Origin of the sequence: Pseudomonas sp. KU26590 (genome assembly GCF_026153515.1) — a bacterium.
Taxonomy (GTDB): Bacteria; Pseudomonadota; Gammaproteobacteria; order Pseudomonadales; family Pseudomonadaceae; genus Aquipseudomonas.
Window position 1 is genome coordinate 147,862 of record NZ_CP110644.1, and the last position, 17,473, is coordinate 165,334.

A 17,473-nucleotide genomic window follows, 5' to 3' on the forward strand; every position below is an offset into this window, starting at 1 on the left:
TAGACGTAATCCGACCGGAGGCCTAGGCTTAAGCCTAATTACTCTGCCGGTTACTCTCGATGCACGCCAAGCACATGGATATCACGGCGCCCGCACAACAATTGCCCGCGCCCGCCGCAAGCCAGTCCTACAGCTATTCGAACCTCGAACACGACCTCAGCGAGCCCAATGTGCTTGCCGAAGAAGTCGCGCTGGCGATTGCCTACAACGGCATCAGTCAGGCGGTCATGCTGGTCACGCCCACCGATCTGGAAGACTTTATCGTCGGCTTCAGCATCGGCAGCGGCCTCATCGAATCACCGGATGAGATCTACGATATCAAGCTCGGTGGCTGTGGCTCTGCGCAGACCGCCGAAGTCGAAATCGCCAGCCGTGCCTTCTGGAACCTGAAGACCCAGCGTCGGCAAATGGCCGGCACCAGCGGCTGCGGCCTGTGTGGCGTCGAAGCCGTCGAACAGGCCTTGCCCGAGCTCAACGTGCTGCCCGGCGCGCCCCTTCCCCCCGCCGAATGGCTGAAAGGTCTGCGTGAGCGCATGGGCGCATTTCAGCCGTTGGGCGAACACTGCGGCGCGGTTCACGCGGCGATGTTCATGGACGCTCGCGGCGAAATTCTTTTAGGTCGCGAAGACATCGGCCGACATAACGCTCTGGACAAGCTGATCGGCGCGCTGATTCGCCAGGACATTCCGACCACGGGCGGTCTGGCCATCGTCACCAGCCGCTGCAGTCTCGAACTCATTCAAAAAGTATTACGTGCCGGCATTCAGACCCTTGTCAGCCTGTCATCGCCGACTGGCCTGGCGCTGCAATGGGCTCGCCGCCACAACCTAAACCTCATTCATCTGCCTAAACACAGTGCGCCGCGGGTTTACAGTCCTGCGTTGGAGAATCAAGCGTGAGCATGCATAAAGAAGCCGACAAGGTATCGACCCCCCGCTACAAGCCCTACAAAGGCCCGGCCGGCGGATGGGGCGCATTGATCAGCGTCGCCCACTTCTGGCTGACCAGCGACAACGCGCTGAAGAACATCCGCACGATGCTCAAGACCAACCAGAACGGCGGCTTCGACTGCCCGGGTTGCGCGTGGGGCGATTCGCCGGAAAGCGGCATGGTCAAGTTCTGCGAAAACGGCGCCAAGGCAGTGAACTGGGAAGCGACCAAGCGCCGCGTCGATGCATCGTTCTTCGCTCGCTACAGCGTCAGCTCGCTGCTCGAACAAAGTGATTACTGGCTGGAATACCAGGGCCGCCTGACCGAGCCAATGGTCTACGACGCCCAGACCGATCGCTACAAGCCGATCGCCTGGGAAGATGCCTTTGCGCTGATCGCCAAGCACCTGAACAACCTGCCAAGCCCGAACATGGCCGAGTTCTACACCTCGGGCCGTGCCAGCAACGAAGCAGCGTATTTGTATCAGCTGTTCGTGCGTGCCTACGGCACCAACAACTTCCCTGACTGCTCGAACATGTGCCACGAAGCCAGCGGCGTTGCGCTTTCGCAAAGCGTAGGCGTCGGCAAAGGCACCGTGACGTTCGAGGACTTCGAACACGCGGACGCGATTTTCGTCCTCGGCCAGAACCCGGGCACCAACCACCCGCGCATGCTCGAGCCGCTGCGTGAAGCGGTCCAGCGTGGCGCGCAAGTGGTCTGCGTGAACCCGCTGAAAGAGCGTGGCCTGGAACGTTTCCAGCACCCGCAGCATCCGCTGGAAATGCTCAGCAACGGCTCCGAGCCGACCAACACGGCGTATTTCCGTCCGGCACTGGGCGGCGACATGGCCCTGCTGCGCGGCATGGCCAAGTTCTTGCTGCAGTGGGAACGTGAAGCCCAGGCGAACAACGCGCCGTCGGTGTTCGACCACACCTTCCTCAACGAACACACCAATGGCGTACTGGAATACCTGGCCGCCATCGACGACACCTCGTGGGAGTTCATCGTCGAGCAGTCAGGGCTGCCATTGACTGACATCGAACTCGCCGCGCGCATGTACGCCAAGGGCAAGAACGTGATCATGTGCTGGGCGATGGGCATCACTCAGCATCGCCATTCGGTGCCGACCATCCAGGAAGTCTCCAACCTGATGCTGCTGCGCGGCAACATCGGCCGCCCAGGCGCAGGCCTTTGCCCGGTGCGCGGCCACAGTAACGTGCAGGGTGACCGCACGATGGGCATCAACGAGCGTCCGCCGGCGTTCTTCCTCGATGCGCTGGAGAAACGTTTCCAGTTCAAGGTGCCGCGTGAAAACGGCCATAACGTCGTCGAAGCGATTCACGCGATGCTCGAAGGCCGCGCAAAGGTCTTTATCGGTCTGGGCGGCAACTTTGCCCAGGCAACCCCGGACAGCCCGCGCACCTTCGAAGCCCTGAGCAACTGCGACCTCACCGTGCAGATCAGCACCAAGCTCAACCGCAGCCATCTGGCCCACGGTAAGGAAGCGCTGATTCTGCCGTGCTTCGGCCGTACCGACATCGACATCCAGGCCGAAGGCCCGCAAGCGGTGACGGTTGAAGACTCGTTCAGCATGGTCCACGCGTCCAACGGTCAGCTCAAACCGCTGTCGCCGCTGATGCGTTCCGAGCCTTCGATCCTGGCGGGCATCGCCAACGCAACGCTGGGCAAGCAGCCGGTGGACTGGCTGTGGCTGGTGGCGGACTACCGCCGCATTCGCGACCTGATCGCCGACACCATTCCGTCGTTCCAGGACTTCAACGAGAAGATCAAGAACCCGGGCGGTTTCTATCTGGGTAACGCCGCAGGCTCCCGTCGGTGGAACACGCCAAGTGCGCGGGCCAACTTCAAGGCGAACGTACTGCCGAGCGATCTGGTGCACGAAAGCGTGCGCGGGACAGGCATCGTGCCGGACCTGATCATGCAGTCGATGCGTTCTCACGATCAGTACAACACCACTATCTATGGACTGGACGACCGTTATCGCGGCGTCAAAGGTCAGCGTGACGTGATGTTCGTGAACGAGGCCGACATCATTCGTCTGGGCTTCGTACCGGGTCAGAAAGTGGACATCGTGTCGATCTGGGGCGATGACATCGAGCGTCGCGTGAAGGGCTTCACCCTGCTGCCGTTCGACATCCCGGCCGGCCAGGCCGCTGCGTATTACCCGGAAGTGAACCCGCTGGTACCGCTGGAAAGCGTGGGCGACGGCAGCAGCACGCCAACGTCCAAGTTCGTCGCGATCAAGCTGGAACGGCATGTGGAGAAGGCGCGGATCCTTTGATCCTGAGCTGAAAACCCTTGTAGGAGCGCGCTTGCCCGCGAAGACGTCGGCAGATCAACTTCAGTGCAGCCTGAGATACGGTATTCATGCCTGGGCTGGCGAAAGCAGTTGGTCAAGCAACGTTCTGGATGCTGTGGAGACTGTGTTCGCCAGCAAGCCGGCTCCTACGGATCAAGGGGTGTCAGCTGCCATTTGTTGGCAGCGAGCGCCCTCGCGGGCAAGCGCACTTTCACACGAGATCTATGTTGAAGGTGGTGCCAAGATCCATAGGAGCCGGCTTGCTGGCGAACGCGGTAGGTCAGACGAGGTTAAGGTGCTGCGAAGATTGTGTTCGCGAGCAAGCCCCATGGATTCAAACGTGTGAGTTGCTAGCAGTCGACGGCGATATATCGGGCAAGCGCTTCTGCATTTCAGGTATTCGTCAGGCACAAAAAAGGCCCGAATCGCGAGATTCGGGCCTTTATCAAGTAGCGTATGACTCACCCACCTGACTTAGGTTCCCAAGCCAAAACAATAAGTTAGCGTTTTGTATACAGGTCGTGTTACTCGTCGGAATTCGATTGTGACATTTTCTTCATACTTGCAGGATCGCGGCGTCATCCCTATGAGCATCCCTACATGAAGTATTCCTCGATTCTGTTGTTGTCGTTCTCACTGGTCAGCGGTTTTGCCTCAGCAGGCGATAACGTGACGGCCGGCGTGGGCGGCGCATTGGGTGGGGTACTCGGCTCCGTCGTTGGCCAACAGGTCGGCGGCAGCACAGGTTCGGCAATCGGTGCCGGCCTTGGCGGCGCGGCCGGTGGCGCAGTGGGCGCCAACCGCCGGAACCGTACCGAAGCGGCAATCGGCGGCGGCCTGGGTGCCGCTGGCGGCAACGTGATTGGCCGCAGTGTCGGCGGCAGCACGGGCAGCCTGATCGGCGCTGCAGCAGGCGGCGGCGCAGGCGGCGCACTCGGCAACTACATGGGCGACGAAAGCCGCCGTGACGACGACCGAGGCCGTGGCTACCGTGGCGATCGCCGCGACTACAAACACGGTCGCGGCCACGCGTACGGTCATCGCAAGCACCGTGACTGACACCGTCGAGTCCGACTCGCGCACCTGACCCGATGAACACCGGCCGCCCATGACGCGGCCGGTTTCATTTTCAGACCAGCAATCGCTCAAGCGCCTGCCGCAACCCCGCCGGAATCGGCACCGGCTGGTTGGACGCACGATCCACGAACACATGCACGAAACGCCCGGCCGCCCGCGCCTCGTCTTCCCCCGCCTTGAACACCGCCAACTCATATTGCACCGAGCTGTTGCCCAGCTTGCCAACCCGTAGCCCGACTTCTATCAGCTCCGGATAGGCGATCGACGCGAAATAGTCGCACGACGAACTCACCACAAACCCCACCGCGGCACCGTCATGGATATCCAGCCCGCCCTGCTCGATCAGGTAGGTATTCACCGCGCTGTCAAAAAAGCTGTAGTACGTGACGTTGTTGATATGGCCGTACACATCGTTGTCGTGCCAGCGCGTCACGATCGGCTGGAAGTGGCGGTAGTCGGCGCGCTGCGGGGTGTCGTTCATGGGGCTCCCTCCGGTGTGTCTGTTGGGTTTCTTCGTTCATGAAGTCTTCGACAGCTATTGAATCTGGCGCTGAATCCATTCACGCACCTGCGCATACGGATACGCCTCCAGCGCCGCAAACCCGCCGATGGTCCGGGCCTTGAGCCTGGTAAACATCGGCACGCTGATCCCGCAAAGAAACCGCGTGAGGCACTCCGCACCCGGCTCATGCCCTCGGGCCTCAAGGTGCTTGCCGACGAACTCGCTGCACAGGTCCGGGAAGTTCTGCTCGCTCCAAGGCGTCAAGGCTGGCGGCTCGGGGAGCACGGCCACATGCCCCTCGCACACCGAACAATGCCCGCAATGCTCAGGCGCACGGTCGTCGCCGAAGTATTGGGCCAGGCGATAACTGAGGCACTGATCACTGGCGAACAGTTCGAGCATGGCGTGGATACGCGCGACTTCGGTCTTTTCGTGATGGACGAAGTAGTCATGCAACGCCTCGCTCAGCGCCTGCGCGTCGAAGTCGGCTGCGATCAGGCTGTAGACCTCGGTCATCTGCTTGCTTTCAAGTTCGATCCAGCCTTTCTCCTGAAAGAAATCCAGCGCCGTCACCACTCGCCCGCGTTCGGCCTGATACTGCTGATACATCGCGTCGAAGTTTACGGTCGCCCAAGTTCGCGCCCGGCTTGATGTCTCGGTCAGCGCCTGCACGAACTCACGTCGTTCGCCCTGAAAGCGTTGCACCAGCACCTGCGGCTCGATCAGGTATTTGAAGCGGTATTCCGCGAAATACGAATAACGCGGCGCAATGATCCCGCGCAATTCCAGCTGCACCAGCAACGTTTTGAGCGGCAGTTGGCGGATGTTGCTGAGGTCCGACAAGGGCGCCAGCAGAAACTCCCACTGACTGTCGTTTCGCGCGCTTTGCAGGTCTTCCAGCACCCGGAGGATGCCCTCCTGCTCCGGCGTGTCGCCGTACACGAAGTTCTCGAGCACGTTCAGGCTGTCGCGATTGGCCAGGACCAGGCACTCCGAGGTTGCCCCATCGCGACCCGCACGACCGATCTCCTGGCTGTAGTTCTCGATGGATTTGGGCAAATCGAAATGCACGACGTTGCGGATGTCACTCTTGTCGATGCCCATGCCGAAAGCGATCGTGGCGACGATGCAGTTCAGGCGCCCGTCCATGAACTGGCGTTGGATCGACTCGCGCTTATCGTGGGGCAGGCCCGCATGGTAGGCGTTTGCCGGAATGCCGTTCTGCGACAGATGGGCCGCCACAAACTCGGCGGTCTTCTGCAGCGTGACGTAGACAATGCTCGGCTGCCCGGCCCGTTGGCCAAGCCACTCCACCAGACGCCGGCGCTTGTCTCGGCCCGGGACCGGTTCAACCCGCAGGGTAAGGTTGGGCCGGTAGAAACCGGTCGTCACCACATCGTCCGGCGCGATGCCGAACTTGCTCTGCATGTCGTCGATGACTTGAGGTGTCGCGGTGGCCGTCAGGAGCAGTGCCTGGGGAATGTTGAATTCGCGCTGATAGTCTGGGAGCTTGAGGTAGTCGGGGCGGAAGTTGTGGCCCCACTCGGAGATGCAGTGCGCCTCGTCTACGACCAGAAGGGAGATCGGCACCTGCGTGATGAAATGCCTGAAGCGCTCGTTCTTCAGGCGCTCGACGGAAATCATCAGGATTTTCAACTCACCGGAGCGGGCCCTGGCCATGACATCCGCCACGTCGTCGCGGCTTTGCGCGGAGTCTATGCTCGCCGCCGCAATGCCATGTCGCTGAAGGAAAGCCAGCTGGTCCTGAATCAACGCCAACAGCGGTGACACCACCAACGTCAGGTGCGGCAGCAGCAGTGCCGGCAGCTGATAGCAGAGGGACTTACCGGAACCGGTGGGAAATATCGCAGCGGCGGAGCGCCCTGCCAACACCGCACTGATGGCGGCCTCTTGTCCGTCGCGAAACTGCCGATAACCGAAAACCTGCTCAAGGGTTTGATGCATGTGCTGCCACTCCTTTGACCGTCGCAAGGGCGTGAACCATAGCGCGGTGGGTCTGGGCGCAATACACCTAAACCATTACAGAAATATCGGACAGGATACATCCCGGACACAAACACCGCGCGCAGTGCTGGCAAAACGGCACTCCGACGATTAATCTCGCGCGACGTATCAATCCGCTGCACGCCAGGCAGCGCCGTTCGACTGCAAACAGGTCGACAACACAAGATTCGCCAAGGAGAGGCTATGCAATCCAAACCCCAGCCCGAGGATGACGGGCTCACCATGCAACGTCTGGCGCCCGGTCAGTTCGATGTTGTGCTTGGCTCTCATCCTGCCCGGCGAACCGCCGCATCCGGCAAGGGCAACTGGCCGTTCAGTAGCATTCTGATCTGCCTCGCGTTGCTGATCGCAATTATCTTTCTTATCGCCCAGATGTTTCGCACACCCAAGCCGGCAGCGACGGTCATTCCCGCGCCGCCCATCGCAGAAGTCGTCAGTGAGCCCGAACCGGTACAACCTGTTGCTCAAGTGCGTAACGTCGAACAAGTCGTTTATATCGCCCCCAAGGCTGATGTCTCGCAGCCCGCCACCGCGCGGCCGCTCGACACCTGCCTGAAAGACGGCAACGTCATCGACCGGGACGTCATCAACTGCCGCTTCGGTGACGCCCAGGCCAGCGACGCCCCTGCCGCCCGCCCCCAAGGCATGGTTTCAGACCGCTACCTTGCCAACTACAAGACCGTTGCCGCCAAGCCCAAAACCGAGCCCGCGCGACGCTATGAAGTGGCAGGCGTGTTCATCCGTGAAATCGACGGCCGCAATCGCTACGAAGCCCGCTATCGCATCTACAACAACCACGTTGAGGTCAGCAGCGTGTGCATGAACTTTCTCGCCGACAGCGTGGAGCACCGCGAATGCCGCCGCGCCGCTGCGCCGTACTTCAAAGACATGTGCAGCGACTGGAGCAAACGCCTCGCCAAAGACAAGAGTGACAAGAACAAACTGGCCCAAGAGCAATACTGCGAAGCCGCGCGGACGTATCAGCCGTGACCTCATGTCTTTGGGTTGACGGGGCCAGAACGGATGAAGCATGACCCGGACGACTGGACGCGCAGCGAGCGTCTGAGTGCTGACGACGATCTCCGGCCCCGCCGCCGCGTCGTTGCTGGCTCGACGCTGTACCGCAATGTTTTCCTGCTGACGGCCGCCCTTGCCGGCTGTGTTTACCTCTTCCTGCATGAGCGCCGTCCCGAACAGACTGCGCCTCCGGCCCCTCGCGATATCGAGGTCACGCCAACAACCTTTGAAGCACGCCGCCCTGTCACGCAATCCCGGGCGGACGTCCCGCAGCCTCTGGCGGATTGCATCAAGGAAGGCAACGTGATTGACGAATCCGTCGTGCGCTGCCGCTTCGGTCAACACCCTCAACCCCGCGATAATCCGCAAGCGCAGGGAATGGTTTCTGCGGCGTACATGGCAGAGTTCAAAGCGGGCCAGCAGCGGGTCGCCAGACAGCACGAGCAGGTCAGCGAAACACGGCTTGTCCAGCAGTGGGACGGCAAAGCCTGGTACACCGCGCAATGGCTGGTTCTGGATAATCAGATTGACAGCACCAGCGTCTGCGCCAACCTCAGGCGCGGCTCAATCGAGTTCCGTGAGTGCCGCAAGGGCGCGAAGGTCTGGTTCCGGAATGAGTGCCGCAAAGGCGGCGATGACGCTTCCCACCAGCGCTATTGCAGCGCAGCGAGCGGCTTCAACCCCATGGGCTAGCAACTTTTTATGCGACGTTGCGATCCTCCCTCCGAATTCATGGTCATACCCTTCGCCAAGCAGAGGCTTTCACGCCGATCACTTCAGGAAGACCCCATGATTCACACCCGCTACCTGCCGTTTTTGCTCGCTGCCACGATTGCCACGCTTGCGGGGTGCGGCGACAACGACGCCGACAAACCCGCTCCGGCCACTGCCGATGCGCGTGGCTTGTCGAAGTCAATGACGGTGGACGTGAGCGGCGCGCTCAATCTGCACTACCAGGCGACGGGGGATCAGGTCGGCGTTGGCTTCTTGCCCGGCAAACTGCCCGGCTCCAACTGGCTGACCCTGAGCGCGGACCAGGAAGCCGAAGGCGACCGCAATGAAGTCAGCATCGGGCCAATCCTTGGGTTCTCTTTCGACGACCCTGATCAGGAGAAGAAAGCGATCATGTTTCAGGGTGGCCGCGTCGAAGTGGCCCACGATGAAAACAGCGCTTCCTACGACACCGGTTCGTACTATCAGTATTTCGATGCGGACAAGGGCGGCAACAACAGCAACGTCCAGCTCGTCTTCAGCAAAATCGAGAAACTCAGCTCCCCCAACAAACTGCTCGACCGCTACCGGTTGATCGGTACGTTTCAGTTCAACGCGGCGCTGTCCCCTGAGCAACCCACCGACGAATGCACACGGGAAGCCGCTGCGTACGCCGCCGAGCACGGCGAACGCCATCCGGGGTTCGACGCCAAGCTGTGTAATGCGAAGAGCGTTGTGGCGAAGGGCAGCTTCGACATCACCCAGGATTTTCCGGTGACCACGAAGGCTGAAGGGTAAATCTATCCGTCCGCAGTGCTTGTTCGCCTACGGCAAGAGCCCGACTCGCTGACTGAACCGCATTTACTGTAGGAGCGCGCTTGCCCGCGATAGCAATCTGTCAGCTTCCATCTTCGTCGCAAATACACCGTGATCGCGGGCAAGCGCGCTCCTACAAGGGATTGGTGTCAAGACTGCCGCGTGCATATGCCCCAAACTTCTGACGGCATAAACACCCGCCAACAAAAAACCGCCCCGAAGGGCGGTTTTTTTAAGCAGGCTCCGATCTTACAGCTTCGGACCCGCTGCCTTGATCGCGTCGCTCACTTCGAACTTCTTGAAGTTCTCGATGAACAGGCCGGCCAATGCTTTGGCTGCTTCGTCGTACGCCGCCTTGTCAGCCCAGGTATTACGTGGGTTGAGCAGTACGGTTTCAACACCCGGCACGGAAGTCGGGACATCCAGGTTGACGGTGTCGAGGTGCTCGGTTGCTGCACCGATCAACGCGCCGCTCTGAATGGCCGCGATGACGCCACGGGTGGTCGGAATGTTGAAGCGCTTGCCGACACCGTAGCCGCCGCCGGTCCAGCCGGTGTTGACCAGGTAGACCTTGGAGCCGAAACCGCGGATGCGCTTGATCAGCAGCTCTGCGTATTCGCCAGCAGGGCGCGGGAAGAACGGTGCGCCGAAGCAGGTTGAGAACGTCGACTTGATGCCAGAGCCCGAACCCATTTCAGTGGAGCCGACCAGTGCGGTGTAACCCGACAGGAAGTGGTAGGCCGCTTGTTCTTCGCTGAGGATCGACACCGGTGGCAGCACGCCGGTCAGGTCACAGGTCAGGAAGATCACCGCGTTTGGCTCGCCGCCCAGGTTCTTCTCGGAGCGTTTTTCAACGTGCTCAAGCGGGTAAGCGGCGCGGCTGTTCTGGGTCAGGCTGCTGTCGGCATAGTCGGCATGACCGGCTGCGTCCAGCACCACGTTTTCCAGAACGGCGCCGTGCTTGATGGCCTTCCAGATAACCGGCTCGTTCTTCTCGGAGAGGTCGATGCACTTGGCATAGCAACCGCCTTCGATGTTGAAGACAACGCCTTCGCCCCAGCCGTGCTCGTCGTCACCGATCAGGTAACGGGTCTCGTCGGCGGACAGCGTGGTTTTACCCGTGCCGGACAGACCGAAGAACAGCGTCACGTCACCGTCTTCACCGATGTTGGCCGCGCAGTGCATTGGCAGCACGTCGGAGGCCGGCAGCAGGAAGTTCTGCACCGAGAACATGGCTTTCTTCATTTCACCGGCGTAACGCATACCGGCAATGAGGACCTTCTTCTGGGCGAAGTTGATGATGACGCAACCGTCGGAGTTGGTGCCGTCACGCTCAGGCACGCACTCGAAGTTGGCCACGTTGAGCACTTGCCACTCTTCACGACCGGCCGGGTTGTACTGGGCCGGATTGATGAACAGGCAGAGACCGAAAAGGTTCTGCCAGGCAGTCTGCGTGGTCATCTTGACCGCGAGGTAGTGGTCTTCGGCTGCGCCTACGTGAACGTGGGAAACGAAGTGTTCCTGGGCGTTGTTGAACGCCTCGACACGCGCCCACAGGGCGTCGAACTTGTCGGCCGGGAACTTGCGGTTGATCGGGCCCCAGGCGATCGCGGCCTGAGTGGTCGGTTCATCAACGATGAAGCGGTCGACAGGCGAGCGGCCTGTACGGTGGCCTGTTTCCACGACGAGTGCGCCAGTATCGGACAGCACGCCTTCTTCGCGTTTGAGGGCTTCTTTAACCAGATCGTCGACACTGAGATCGGTGTGAACGGCGTTATTGGCTTGCGTCATGAGATTCCCCGTCGGCTCGATGGCCGAGTGCTCCAAACGTTTTGTAGTAGAAAAACCAACACTACTACAGCTAAAAAGTGGCCGGATTATGCCAGAAAAGCCCAAAAAAGGTAGGGCCCTCCTGTCAGAACTACATGAAGAAGAGTCAAGCGGGCCGGGCGGAAAGCTTTCAGCGCAGAGCCCGCACTACATTAATGGCGGGTATCGGAAGGGGTATCGACCCCTCCCCCTGCAAACAGCTGCGCTACATCGGTTGCATCGAACAGATAGCGCTGATTGCAGAACTGGCAGTCGATCTCGACCGCACCGTGATGCTCGATCACCAACTGCTGAGCATCTTCCAGACCAAGACTGACCAACGCATTGCCAGAACGTTCGCGCGAGCAGCTGCAACGGAACACCAGCGGCTGGACGTCGAACATGCGCACGACGTCTTCGTGGAACAGCCGTTTCAACACGGTTTCGTTGGTCAGGCTGAGCAGCTCTTCGGCGGTCAGGGTGTCGACCAGCACATTGACATGCTGCCAGCTGGCGTCGCGCTCTTCTTGATCTTTCAGTTTCTCAGCCGGCAACTGTTGCAGCAGCAGCCCGCGCGCGCGCTTGCCGTCGGCCTTGATCCAGAAGCGCGTCGGCAACTGCTCCGACATCACAAAATACTCGGACAGGCACGCCGACAGGTCGACGCCGTCCAGGCCCACGATGCCCTGATAGCGTTTGCCCTGACGCGGGTCGATGGTCATGGTCAGGTCACCCTCGGGCATCAGGTCGAGCAGCGTGGCGTCGGGCGTGACCAGGGTTTCGTCGTAGCGCGCGATGCCGCGCAATTCACGCTCGCTGGAGCACTCGACCATCAGCAGCGACACCGGTCCAGGCGAGCGGGCCTGCAAGACCAGAAGACCGTCGAACTTCAGCGTGCCCACCAACAGCGCAGCGGCGGCGAGCATTTCGCCGAGCAACTGAGCGACTGGCTCGGGATACGGGTGCTTGGCAAGCACCTCGGCGTAGCTGCGCTCAAGGGCCACGAGCTCGCCGCGAACGTCGCTCTCGTCAAAGATAAAGCGCTGGGTGTAATCGGTGTCCGGAAAATCAGGCATAGGAGAAGGTATCTGAATAGATGACAAAATGATGACAAGCGCCTATAAAGCGCGGTTTCGCACCGCTTGGTGCACTGTCATGCCGATGGGGGCATTTTATGGACTATCCCGCATTGTTCCAACCCAGGTGGAACGCCAAAAAATTCTTGCTGTGTAATCTGGGGGCGCTGGCACTGCTGCTGCTGTGGATCTGGCCCACGGGCCACGCGGCTTTCACTCACTTCGACGAGGGCCTGTTTCACCTCCTGAACCGCCCGCTCCTGCAAAACAAAGCGTGGCTGTGGATCTGGACGATTGCCAGTATGCGGCCCTTCGATATCGTCGTCGGCCTGGTTCTACTCACGCTGCTTATAAAGGGCGACTGGGTGTTCAAATCCTTACAAACGCGTGCCGCACTGATCGGCTTTGTGCTGACGCTGATCCTGCTGCTGGTCATCCGGACGGTGTTTTCCAAGATCATCGACCACAGCGCGCTGCAACATGACAGCGCGTCGGTGATGATCCCTGATGCCATCAAGCTCAGCGAGATATTCCCGGAGCTGGAAGACAAGTGGCAGCTCAAGGACCGTTCCAGCCAGAGTTTTCCGGGCGACCACGCCTCGGTGCTGTTGATCTGGGCGATGTTCATGAGCGTCTACAGCCGCACAGCAGGCCAGCGCGTGGTCATCTGGGCGCTGGCGTTCCTGTTCATGATGCCGCGCCTGGTCGCCGGCGCACATTGGGGTCAGGACGATTACATTGGCGGCGTGATGATCGCGTTGCTCGCGCTGGCCTGGAGCTGCTACACCCCGTTCGTGGCCACCGCTAGCGGATTCCTGTTTCGACTGACTGCACCCGTCTTCAATGTGCTGGGCCGCCTACCGTTACTCAAATGCCTGAGCATCATGAAGCAGGGCTCTCATTTGTAAGCTGCCTGTCGCGACTGAGCAGTCCGGGGTCGACGAATTCGCGACCCTGGAAAACGGCGAGATCGTCAGTCGTCACTCGAGCGAAAATGAAACAACTGCCGACGCTGCTTTTTGGTCGGCCTGCCGTCGGTGGTGACGCCAAGGCTACCGGCCTTGCGCATCTCGGCGGCTTGCTCGCGTTTGGCGAGGCTCTCCGGGGTTTCGCTGTACAGCAACTGAGCCTCGGGGGCACCACGGCGGACAATCGACAACGCCTGAACCACCACGGTCCGCTCATCGAAGCCCGCCCTGATCTGCAACTCATCCCCTACGCGCGGCTCTTTTCCCGGCTTGCAACGCTCGCCGCGGCAATGAACCTTGCCGCTTTCAATGGCCGCTTTCGCCAGCGCACGCGTCTTGAAGAAGCGCGCCGCCCAAAGCCATTTGTCCAGACGGACTTTGTCGTCCTCGTCTGACTTCTGTGTCATCTGAATTCCTCAATCGTGTGATGGTCAGAATCGTACTACGTCACGCCGGGGACGCAGTAACCGCCACCCTCGTTTACACTGCCCACCAAGACTAAAGCACCGGTATCAGGAGAACGACGTGACAGACTTCCCAACGTCATTGACTGGTGGGTGCCAGGGCTGCAGAGAAAGCTCCGCGCTGGATCTCGAATTTGAATTCGCCTATCAGCCTATCGTGGATATCCGCGACCGTTCGGTGTTTGCCCATGAAGCGTTGGTACGTGGGGTCAACGGCGAGGGGGCGCTGTCCGTCCTGAGCCGGGTTGACGACACCAACCGTTACCGTTTCGATCAATTGTGCCGAACCCGCGCGATTTCAACCGCCGCCCGGTTGGGAATGGACGAATACCTGTCGATCAACTTCCTGCCCAATGCGGTGTATCGCCCCGAACTGTGCATTCGCAGCACCCTTGAAGCGGCCCGCGCTCACAACTTTCCGCTGGACCGGCTGATCTTCGAGACCGTCGAAACCGAGCACGTGTGCAGCAACAGCCACCTGACCAACATTCTTCGCGAGTACCGCCAGTTTGGCTTCAAGACCGCCATCGACGACTTCGGCGCCGGGCACTCGGGGCTGACCTTGCTCGCCGACTTTCAGCCTGACTTGATAAAGCTCGACATGGCGCTGGTGCGCAACGTCCATCTGGATCCCGCACGGCAGGCCATCGTGCGCGGCATTGTCACAATGTGTACGGACCTGAACGTTACAGTGATCGCCGAAGGCATCGAAGATGCTGGCGAACGAGACTTCCTCGCCGACTGCGGCATTTACCTCATGCAAGGCTACTGGTTCGCCAAGCCTGCATTCCAGGCGCTGGCGCACATTGAAGCCGGCGCCTGGCAGAACGTGTAAACCAATGGATATGCTTTGAAAACATTTGATCATCTGACAGTCATCGGCCTTCGCGAATGGGTGGCGCTGCCCCATTTAGGGGTCGCCGGTCTGCGCGCGAAAATCGACACCGGCGCCAGCACTTCCAGCCTGCACGCGACTGAAATCGAGCCGTTCGAACGGGACGGTGAGAAATGGGTGCGCTTCAACGCTCATCTGGGCACGGTGGTGCAGCTGCGTCACCGTCGCTGTGAGGCTCAACTGGTGGCGATGAAAACCATTAAAAGCTCCAACGGCCACGCCCAGGTTCGCTACGTCATTCGCACGACGCTGGCGCTGGGGGATCGTGTCTGGCCGGTGGAATTCACGCTGGCCTGCCGCAAGGCCATGCGTTACCGCTTGCTGCTGGGTTCCAAAGCCCTGATTGACGGCCAATTGGTGGTCAATCCGGGTGTTACATATATTCAGGACAAGCCGGTGTTCCCGGCTTCAAATCTCTCTGTCACAGGTGCTGCATGAAGATCGCTGTGCTTTCGCGAAACCCGCGTCTGTATTCAACTCGTCGTCTGGTCGAAGCTGGGATTCAGCGCGGCCATGAGGTCGTGGTGGTCGATACCCTGCGCGCCTATATGAACATTGCCAGTCATAAGCCGCAGATTCACTACCGAGGTAAACCCCTGGAAGGCTTTGATGCGGTGATACCCCGCATCGGCGCCTCCGTGACCTTCTACGGCTGTGCCGTGCTGCGTCAGTTTGAAATGATGGGCGTGTTCCCGCTCAATGAATCGGTCGCCATCGCGCGCTCCCGTGACAAGCTGCGCTCGCTCCAGCTTTTGTCACGTCGAGGCATTGGCTTGCCCGTCACCGGCTTTGCTCACTCACCGGACGACATCCCTGACCTGATCCAGATGGTCAACGGCGCACCTCTGGTGATCAAAGTGCTCGAAGGCACGCAAGGTATCGGCGTGGTGCTGTGCGAAACCGCGACCGCGGCTGAATCCGTGATCGAGGCCTTCATGGGGCTCAAGCAGGACATCATGGTGCAGGAGTACATCAAGGAAGCCGGTGGCGCCGATATCCGCTGTTTCGTGGTGGGTGACAAGGTCATTGCGTCGATGAAGCGTCAGGCGAAGCCCGGGGAATTCCGCTCCAACCTGCATCGCGGCGGCACCGCCAGCCTGATCAAGATCACCCCGGAAGAGCGCATGACGGCCATTCGCGCGGCCAAGGTCATGGGCCTGAGTGTCGCGGGCGTCGATATCCTGCGTTCCAACCACGGGCCTCTGGTGATGGAGGTGAACTCATCGCCCGGTCTTGAAGGCATTGAAACCACCACCGGCAAGGATGTCGCGGGGATAATAATCGAGTACATCGAGAAAAACGGCGGCCCGCACATGACCCGCACCAAGGGCAAGGGCTAACGCGCAAGCGGGTTTCTGCAAGGAGGTCGTCGCTGCGAGCAAGTCGCTCGGCTGTGGCCTCCAGGCAGAATCAGTAACGAATCAATCGGCGTCTCGTGGCAGCAGCAACCCCAACGGCAACCGAACCCTGGCCTCCAGCCCGCCTCCCGAACGATTACGCAACTCGACATTGCCACCGTGCATTGCCGCAATGCGTTTGACGATCGCCAGGCCAAGCCCTGTCCCCTTGCCACTTCTGGCACGATCACCACGGATGAAGGGATTGAAAATGCCCTCCAGCTCCGACGGATCAATCCCCATACCGCGATCCAGCACGCTCAGCACCACGTAGGGCGCACCGCTGTCGCCAGAAACATAGGCCGCCACTTCAACGCCGTCACCGGCATGGTGCATGGCATTGCCGATGAGGTTATTGAGCAGCCGCTTCATGGAAACCCGTCGCAGCGGGAAAGGCGGAATCGACTCCAGGCATAGCCGGACCTGCTCCACCGGGTTGTTGTACGGCGCGACGACCTCGTGGACCAGTTCGACCAGATCGACTTCTTCGACCTCTTCATCGCGCCCGTCCCGGATAAATGCCAGGAATTGATCGAGGATGGCATCCATGTCTTCGATGTCGCGGACCATGCCTTCCATGAACTCATTGTTGGCCGGCATCAATTCCAGCGACAGACGCAGCCGGGTCAGCGGCGTCCGCAAATCGTGGGACACCCCGGCCAGCATCAGCTCACGCTCCTGCCCTGCCTGCTCAACGTCTTCGGCCATCTGGTTGAACGCGCGGTACACCTCGGTCATTTCGCTGGGCGTGTCGCCCACCGGCAAGCGAACACTACGTCCCTGACCTAGCTGGCGGGCGGCAAAAACCAGCCGTTTGAGCGGCTGATTGAGCTGGCTGACGAAGATCCATGCCGAGGCCGTCGACAGCAATCCGATCGCCAGGAACCAGCCCAACACGCTCCAGATTTTCTGCCCGCGCAACGGATGCGGGTACAGCGGCACCTTCAGCCAGCCATCGCCGAGACTCGGCGCCCTCACCCACAACGCCGGGGGCGCGTGGACACGCAGGCGCACTTCAGTGTCCGCGCCCAGCTCATCCTGCATTTGCCGCTGATAGATTTCGGAGTATGGCCAGTGCTGCTCGCCTTCCGGCACACCGCCGCCCACCACGCGGATCAGCCCGGCGGCGTCGGCGATGGTCTGCCGGTCACTCTCATCGGCCGCCCAGTAAGCCCGCAAAGTGAGTGCAACGCCGTGGCTGTATTGGCGATCAACCAGAACATCCTCGTTCATCAGCAGATAGACGAGGGTCAGCGCCTTCGAAAACAGCACGACAATGAGCACCAGCCACAGGGTGCGGGAGAAAAAACTTTGCGGGAACCAGAGCGGTGTCTTCATAACAGCAGCTACACACTTTGCGGAAGCGAGCCGGGCTCGCGAATTTGCGGAACACATGACACAGCAAAAACCAGTCACGCCAATGGCCGCTTTCGCGAACATCGAGGTGACTGGCTAACGGAGGCGGG

At 60.4% G+C, this 17,473-nt stretch carries 16 protein-coding genes; 10 read left to right on the top strand and 6 right to left on the bottom strand.

Going from position 1 to position 17,473, the window contains the following annotated elements; all coding sequences use genetic code 11:
• Positions 1-59: 59 nt before the first annotated feature.
• The 3 genes from fdhD (at position 60) to OKW98_RS00680 (ending at position 4,309) form a co-directional block, all read left to right on the top strand.
• Positions 60-899, top strand: coding sequence for a formate dehydrogenase accessory sulfurtransferase FdhD (gene fdhD, locus OKW98_RS00670; protein ID WP_265387565.1), 840 nt, complete (start codon positions 60-62; stop codon positions 897-899).
• A gap of 2 nt (positions 900-901) precedes the next feature.
• Positions 902-3,232 carry an FdhF/YdeP family oxidoreductase gene (locus tag OKW98_RS00675; protein ID WP_265389859.1) on the top strand — a complete coding sequence of 777 codons (2,331 nt, stop codon included), beginning with the start codon at positions 902-904 and terminating at the stop codon, positions 3,230-3,232.
• 618 nt (positions 3,233-3,850) lie between these two features.
• Positions 3,851-4,309, top strand: coding sequence for a glycine zipper domain-containing protein (locus tag OKW98_RS00680; protein WP_265387566.1), 459 nt, complete (start codon positions 3,851-3,853; stop codon positions 4,307-4,309).
• A gap of 70 nt (positions 4,310-4,379) precedes the next feature.
• Here OKW98_RS00680 and OKW98_RS00685 read toward each other — a convergent pair whose 3' ends face one another.
• A complete protein-coding gene (locus tag OKW98_RS00685; RefSeq protein ID WP_265387567.1) occupies positions 4,380-4,808 on the bottom strand; it encodes an acyl-CoA thioesterase in 429 nt (142 codons plus the stop codon).
• 54 nt (positions 4,809-4,862) lie between these two features.
• Entirely contained in the window at positions 4,863-6,794 is a 1,932-nt protein-coding gene (locus tag OKW98_RS00690) for a RecQ family ATP-dependent DNA helicase (protein WP_265387568.1), read from the bottom strand.
• Positions 6,795-7,037: 243 nt separating this feature from the next.
• On the opposite strand from OKW98_RS00690, the gene OKW98_RS00695 reads away from it, so the two are divergent.
• The 3 genes from OKW98_RS00695 to OKW98_RS00705 all read left to right on the top strand — a co-directional run bounded on the left by OKW98_RS00695 (position 7,038) and on the right by OKW98_RS00705 (position 9,380).
• Positions 7,038-7,844: a hypothetical protein gene (locus OKW98_RS00695; protein WP_265387569.1), complete on the top strand. Its 807-nt coding sequence runs from the start codon at positions 7,038-7,040 to the stop codon at positions 7,842-7,844.
• Between the two features lie 33 nt (positions 7,845-7,877).
• Positions 7,878-8,564, top strand: a complete 687-nt coding sequence (locus OKW98_RS00700; RefSeq protein WP_265387570.1) for a hypothetical protein — start codon at positions 7,878-7,880, stop codon at positions 8,562-8,564.
• Between the two features lie 96 nt (positions 8,565-8,660).
• Complete coding sequence (locus OKW98_RS00705; RefSeq protein WP_265387571.1) at positions 8,661-9,380, top strand: hypothetical protein; 720 nt, start codon at positions 8,661-8,663, stop codon at positions 9,378-9,380.
• Between the two features lie 267 nt (positions 9,381-9,647).
• On the opposite strand, the gene OKW98_RS00710 is transcribed toward OKW98_RS00705, so the two are convergent.
• Both OKW98_RS00710 and hslO read right to left on the bottom strand, forming a co-directional pair.
• On the bottom strand, positions 9,648-11,189 hold the full coding sequence (locus OKW98_RS00710; RefSeq protein ID WP_265387572.1) for a phosphoenolpyruvate carboxykinase: 1,542 nt from the start codon (positions 11,187-11,189) through the stop codon (positions 9,648-9,650).
• Positions 11,190-11,380: 191 nt separating this feature from the next.
• On the bottom strand, positions 11,381-12,283 hold the full coding sequence (gene hslO, locus OKW98_RS00715) for an Hsp33 family molecular chaperone HslO (protein WP_265387573.1): 903 nt from the start codon (positions 12,281-12,283) through the stop codon (positions 11,381-11,383).
• Positions 12,284-12,381: 98 nt separating this feature from the next.
• On the opposite strand from hslO, the gene OKW98_RS00720 reads away from it, so the two are divergent.
• Positions 12,382-13,191: a phosphatase PAP2 family protein gene (locus OKW98_RS00720; protein ID WP_265387574.1), complete on the top strand. Its 810-nt coding sequence runs from the start codon at positions 12,382-12,384 to the stop codon at positions 13,189-13,191.
• Positions 13,192-13,256: 65 nt separating this feature from the next.
• Here OKW98_RS00720 and OKW98_RS00725 read toward each other — a convergent pair whose 3' ends face one another.
• Positions 13,257-13,658, bottom strand: coding sequence for an RNA-binding S4 domain-containing protein (locus OKW98_RS00725; RefSeq protein ID WP_265387575.1), 402 nt, complete (start codon positions 13,656-13,658; stop codon positions 13,257-13,259).
• A 118-nt stretch (positions 13,659-13,776) separates the two neighbouring features.
• On the opposite strand from OKW98_RS00725, the gene OKW98_RS00730 reads away from it, so the two are divergent.
• The 3 genes from OKW98_RS00730 to rimK all read left to right on the top strand — a co-directional run bounded on the left by OKW98_RS00730 (position 13,777) and on the right by rimK (position 15,950).
• The gene (locus OKW98_RS00730; protein WP_265387576.1) at positions 13,777-14,550 is read left to right on the top strand and encodes an EAL domain-containing protein; all 774 of its coding nucleotides are present in this window, start codon (positions 13,777-13,779) and stop codon (positions 14,548-14,550) included.
• Between the two features lie 66 nt (positions 14,551-14,616).
• Positions 14,617-15,048: an ATP-dependent zinc protease gene (locus OKW98_RS00735; RefSeq protein WP_416148565.1), complete on the top strand. Its 432-nt coding sequence runs from the start codon at positions 14,617-14,619 to the stop codon at positions 15,046-15,048.
• Positions 15,045-15,950 (top strand): 30S ribosomal protein S6--L-glutamate ligase, encoded by a 906-nt coding sequence (gene rimK, locus OKW98_RS00740; RefSeq protein WP_065987438.1) that lies wholly within the window; start codon positions 15,045-15,047, stop codon positions 15,948-15,950. Before OKW98_RS00735 ends, rimK begins: the two co-directional genes overlap by 4 nt.
• Before the next feature lie 81 nt (positions 15,951-16,031).
• Here rimK and OKW98_RS00745 read toward each other — a convergent pair whose 3' ends face one another.
• Complete coding sequence (locus OKW98_RS00745; protein WP_265387577.1) at positions 16,032-17,345, bottom strand: ATP-binding protein; 1,314 nt, start codon at positions 17,343-17,345, stop codon at positions 16,032-16,034.
• Between the last annotated feature and the right edge of the window lie 128 nt (positions 17,346-17,473).

Coding starts and splice junctions, on each gene's coding strand:
- OKW98_RS00680 (WP_265387566.1), top strand. CDS start 3,851: ATGAAGTATTCCTCGATTCTGTTGTTGTCGTTCTCACTGGTCAGCGGT.
- OKW98_RS00720 (WP_265387574.1), top strand. CDS start 12,382: ATGGACTATCCCGCATTGTTCCAACCCAGGTGGAACGCCAAAAAATTC.
- OKW98_RS00700 (WP_265387570.1), top strand. CDS start 7,878: ATGAAGCATGACCCGGACGACTGGACGCGCAGCGAGCGTCTGAGTGCT.
- OKW98_RS00705 (WP_265387571.1), top strand. CDS start 8,661: ATGATTCACACCCGCTACCTGCCGTTTTTGCTCGCTGCCACGATTGCC.
- fdhD (WP_265387565.1), top strand. CDS start 60: ATGCACGCCAAGCACATGGATATCACGGCGCCCGCACAACAATTGCCC.
- OKW98_RS00745 (WP_265387577.1), bottom strand. CDS start 17,345: ATGAAGACACCGCTCTGGTTCCCGCAAAGTTTTTTCTCCCGCACCCTG.
- OKW98_RS00710 (WP_265387572.1), bottom strand. CDS start 11,189: ATGACGCAAGCCAATAACGCCGTTCACACCGATCTCAGTGTCGACGAT.
- OKW98_RS00725 (WP_265387575.1), bottom strand. CDS start 13,658: ATGACACAGAAGTCAGACGAGGACGACAAAGTCCGTCTGGACAAATGG.
- OKW98_RS00690 (WP_265387568.1), bottom strand. CDS start 6,794: ATGCATCAAACCCTTGAGCAGGTTTTCGGTTATCGGCAGTTTCGCGAC.
- hslO (WP_265387573.1), bottom strand. CDS start 12,283: ATGCCTGATTTTCCGGACACCGATTACACCCAGCGCTTTATCTTTGAC.
- OKW98_RS00685 (WP_265387567.1), bottom strand. CDS start 4,808: ATGAACGACACCCCGCAGCGCGCCGACTACCGCCACTTCCAGCCGATC.
- OKW98_RS00695 (WP_265387569.1), top strand. CDS start 7,038: ATGCAATCCAAACCCCAGCCCGAGGATGACGGGCTCACCATGCAACGT.
- OKW98_RS00675 (WP_265389859.1), top strand. CDS start 902: ATGCATAAAGAAGCCGACAAGGTATCGACCCCCCGCTACAAGCCCTAC.
- rimK (WP_065987438.1), top strand. CDS start 15,045: ATGAAGATCGCTGTGCTTTCGCGAAACCCGCGTCTGTATTCAACTCGT.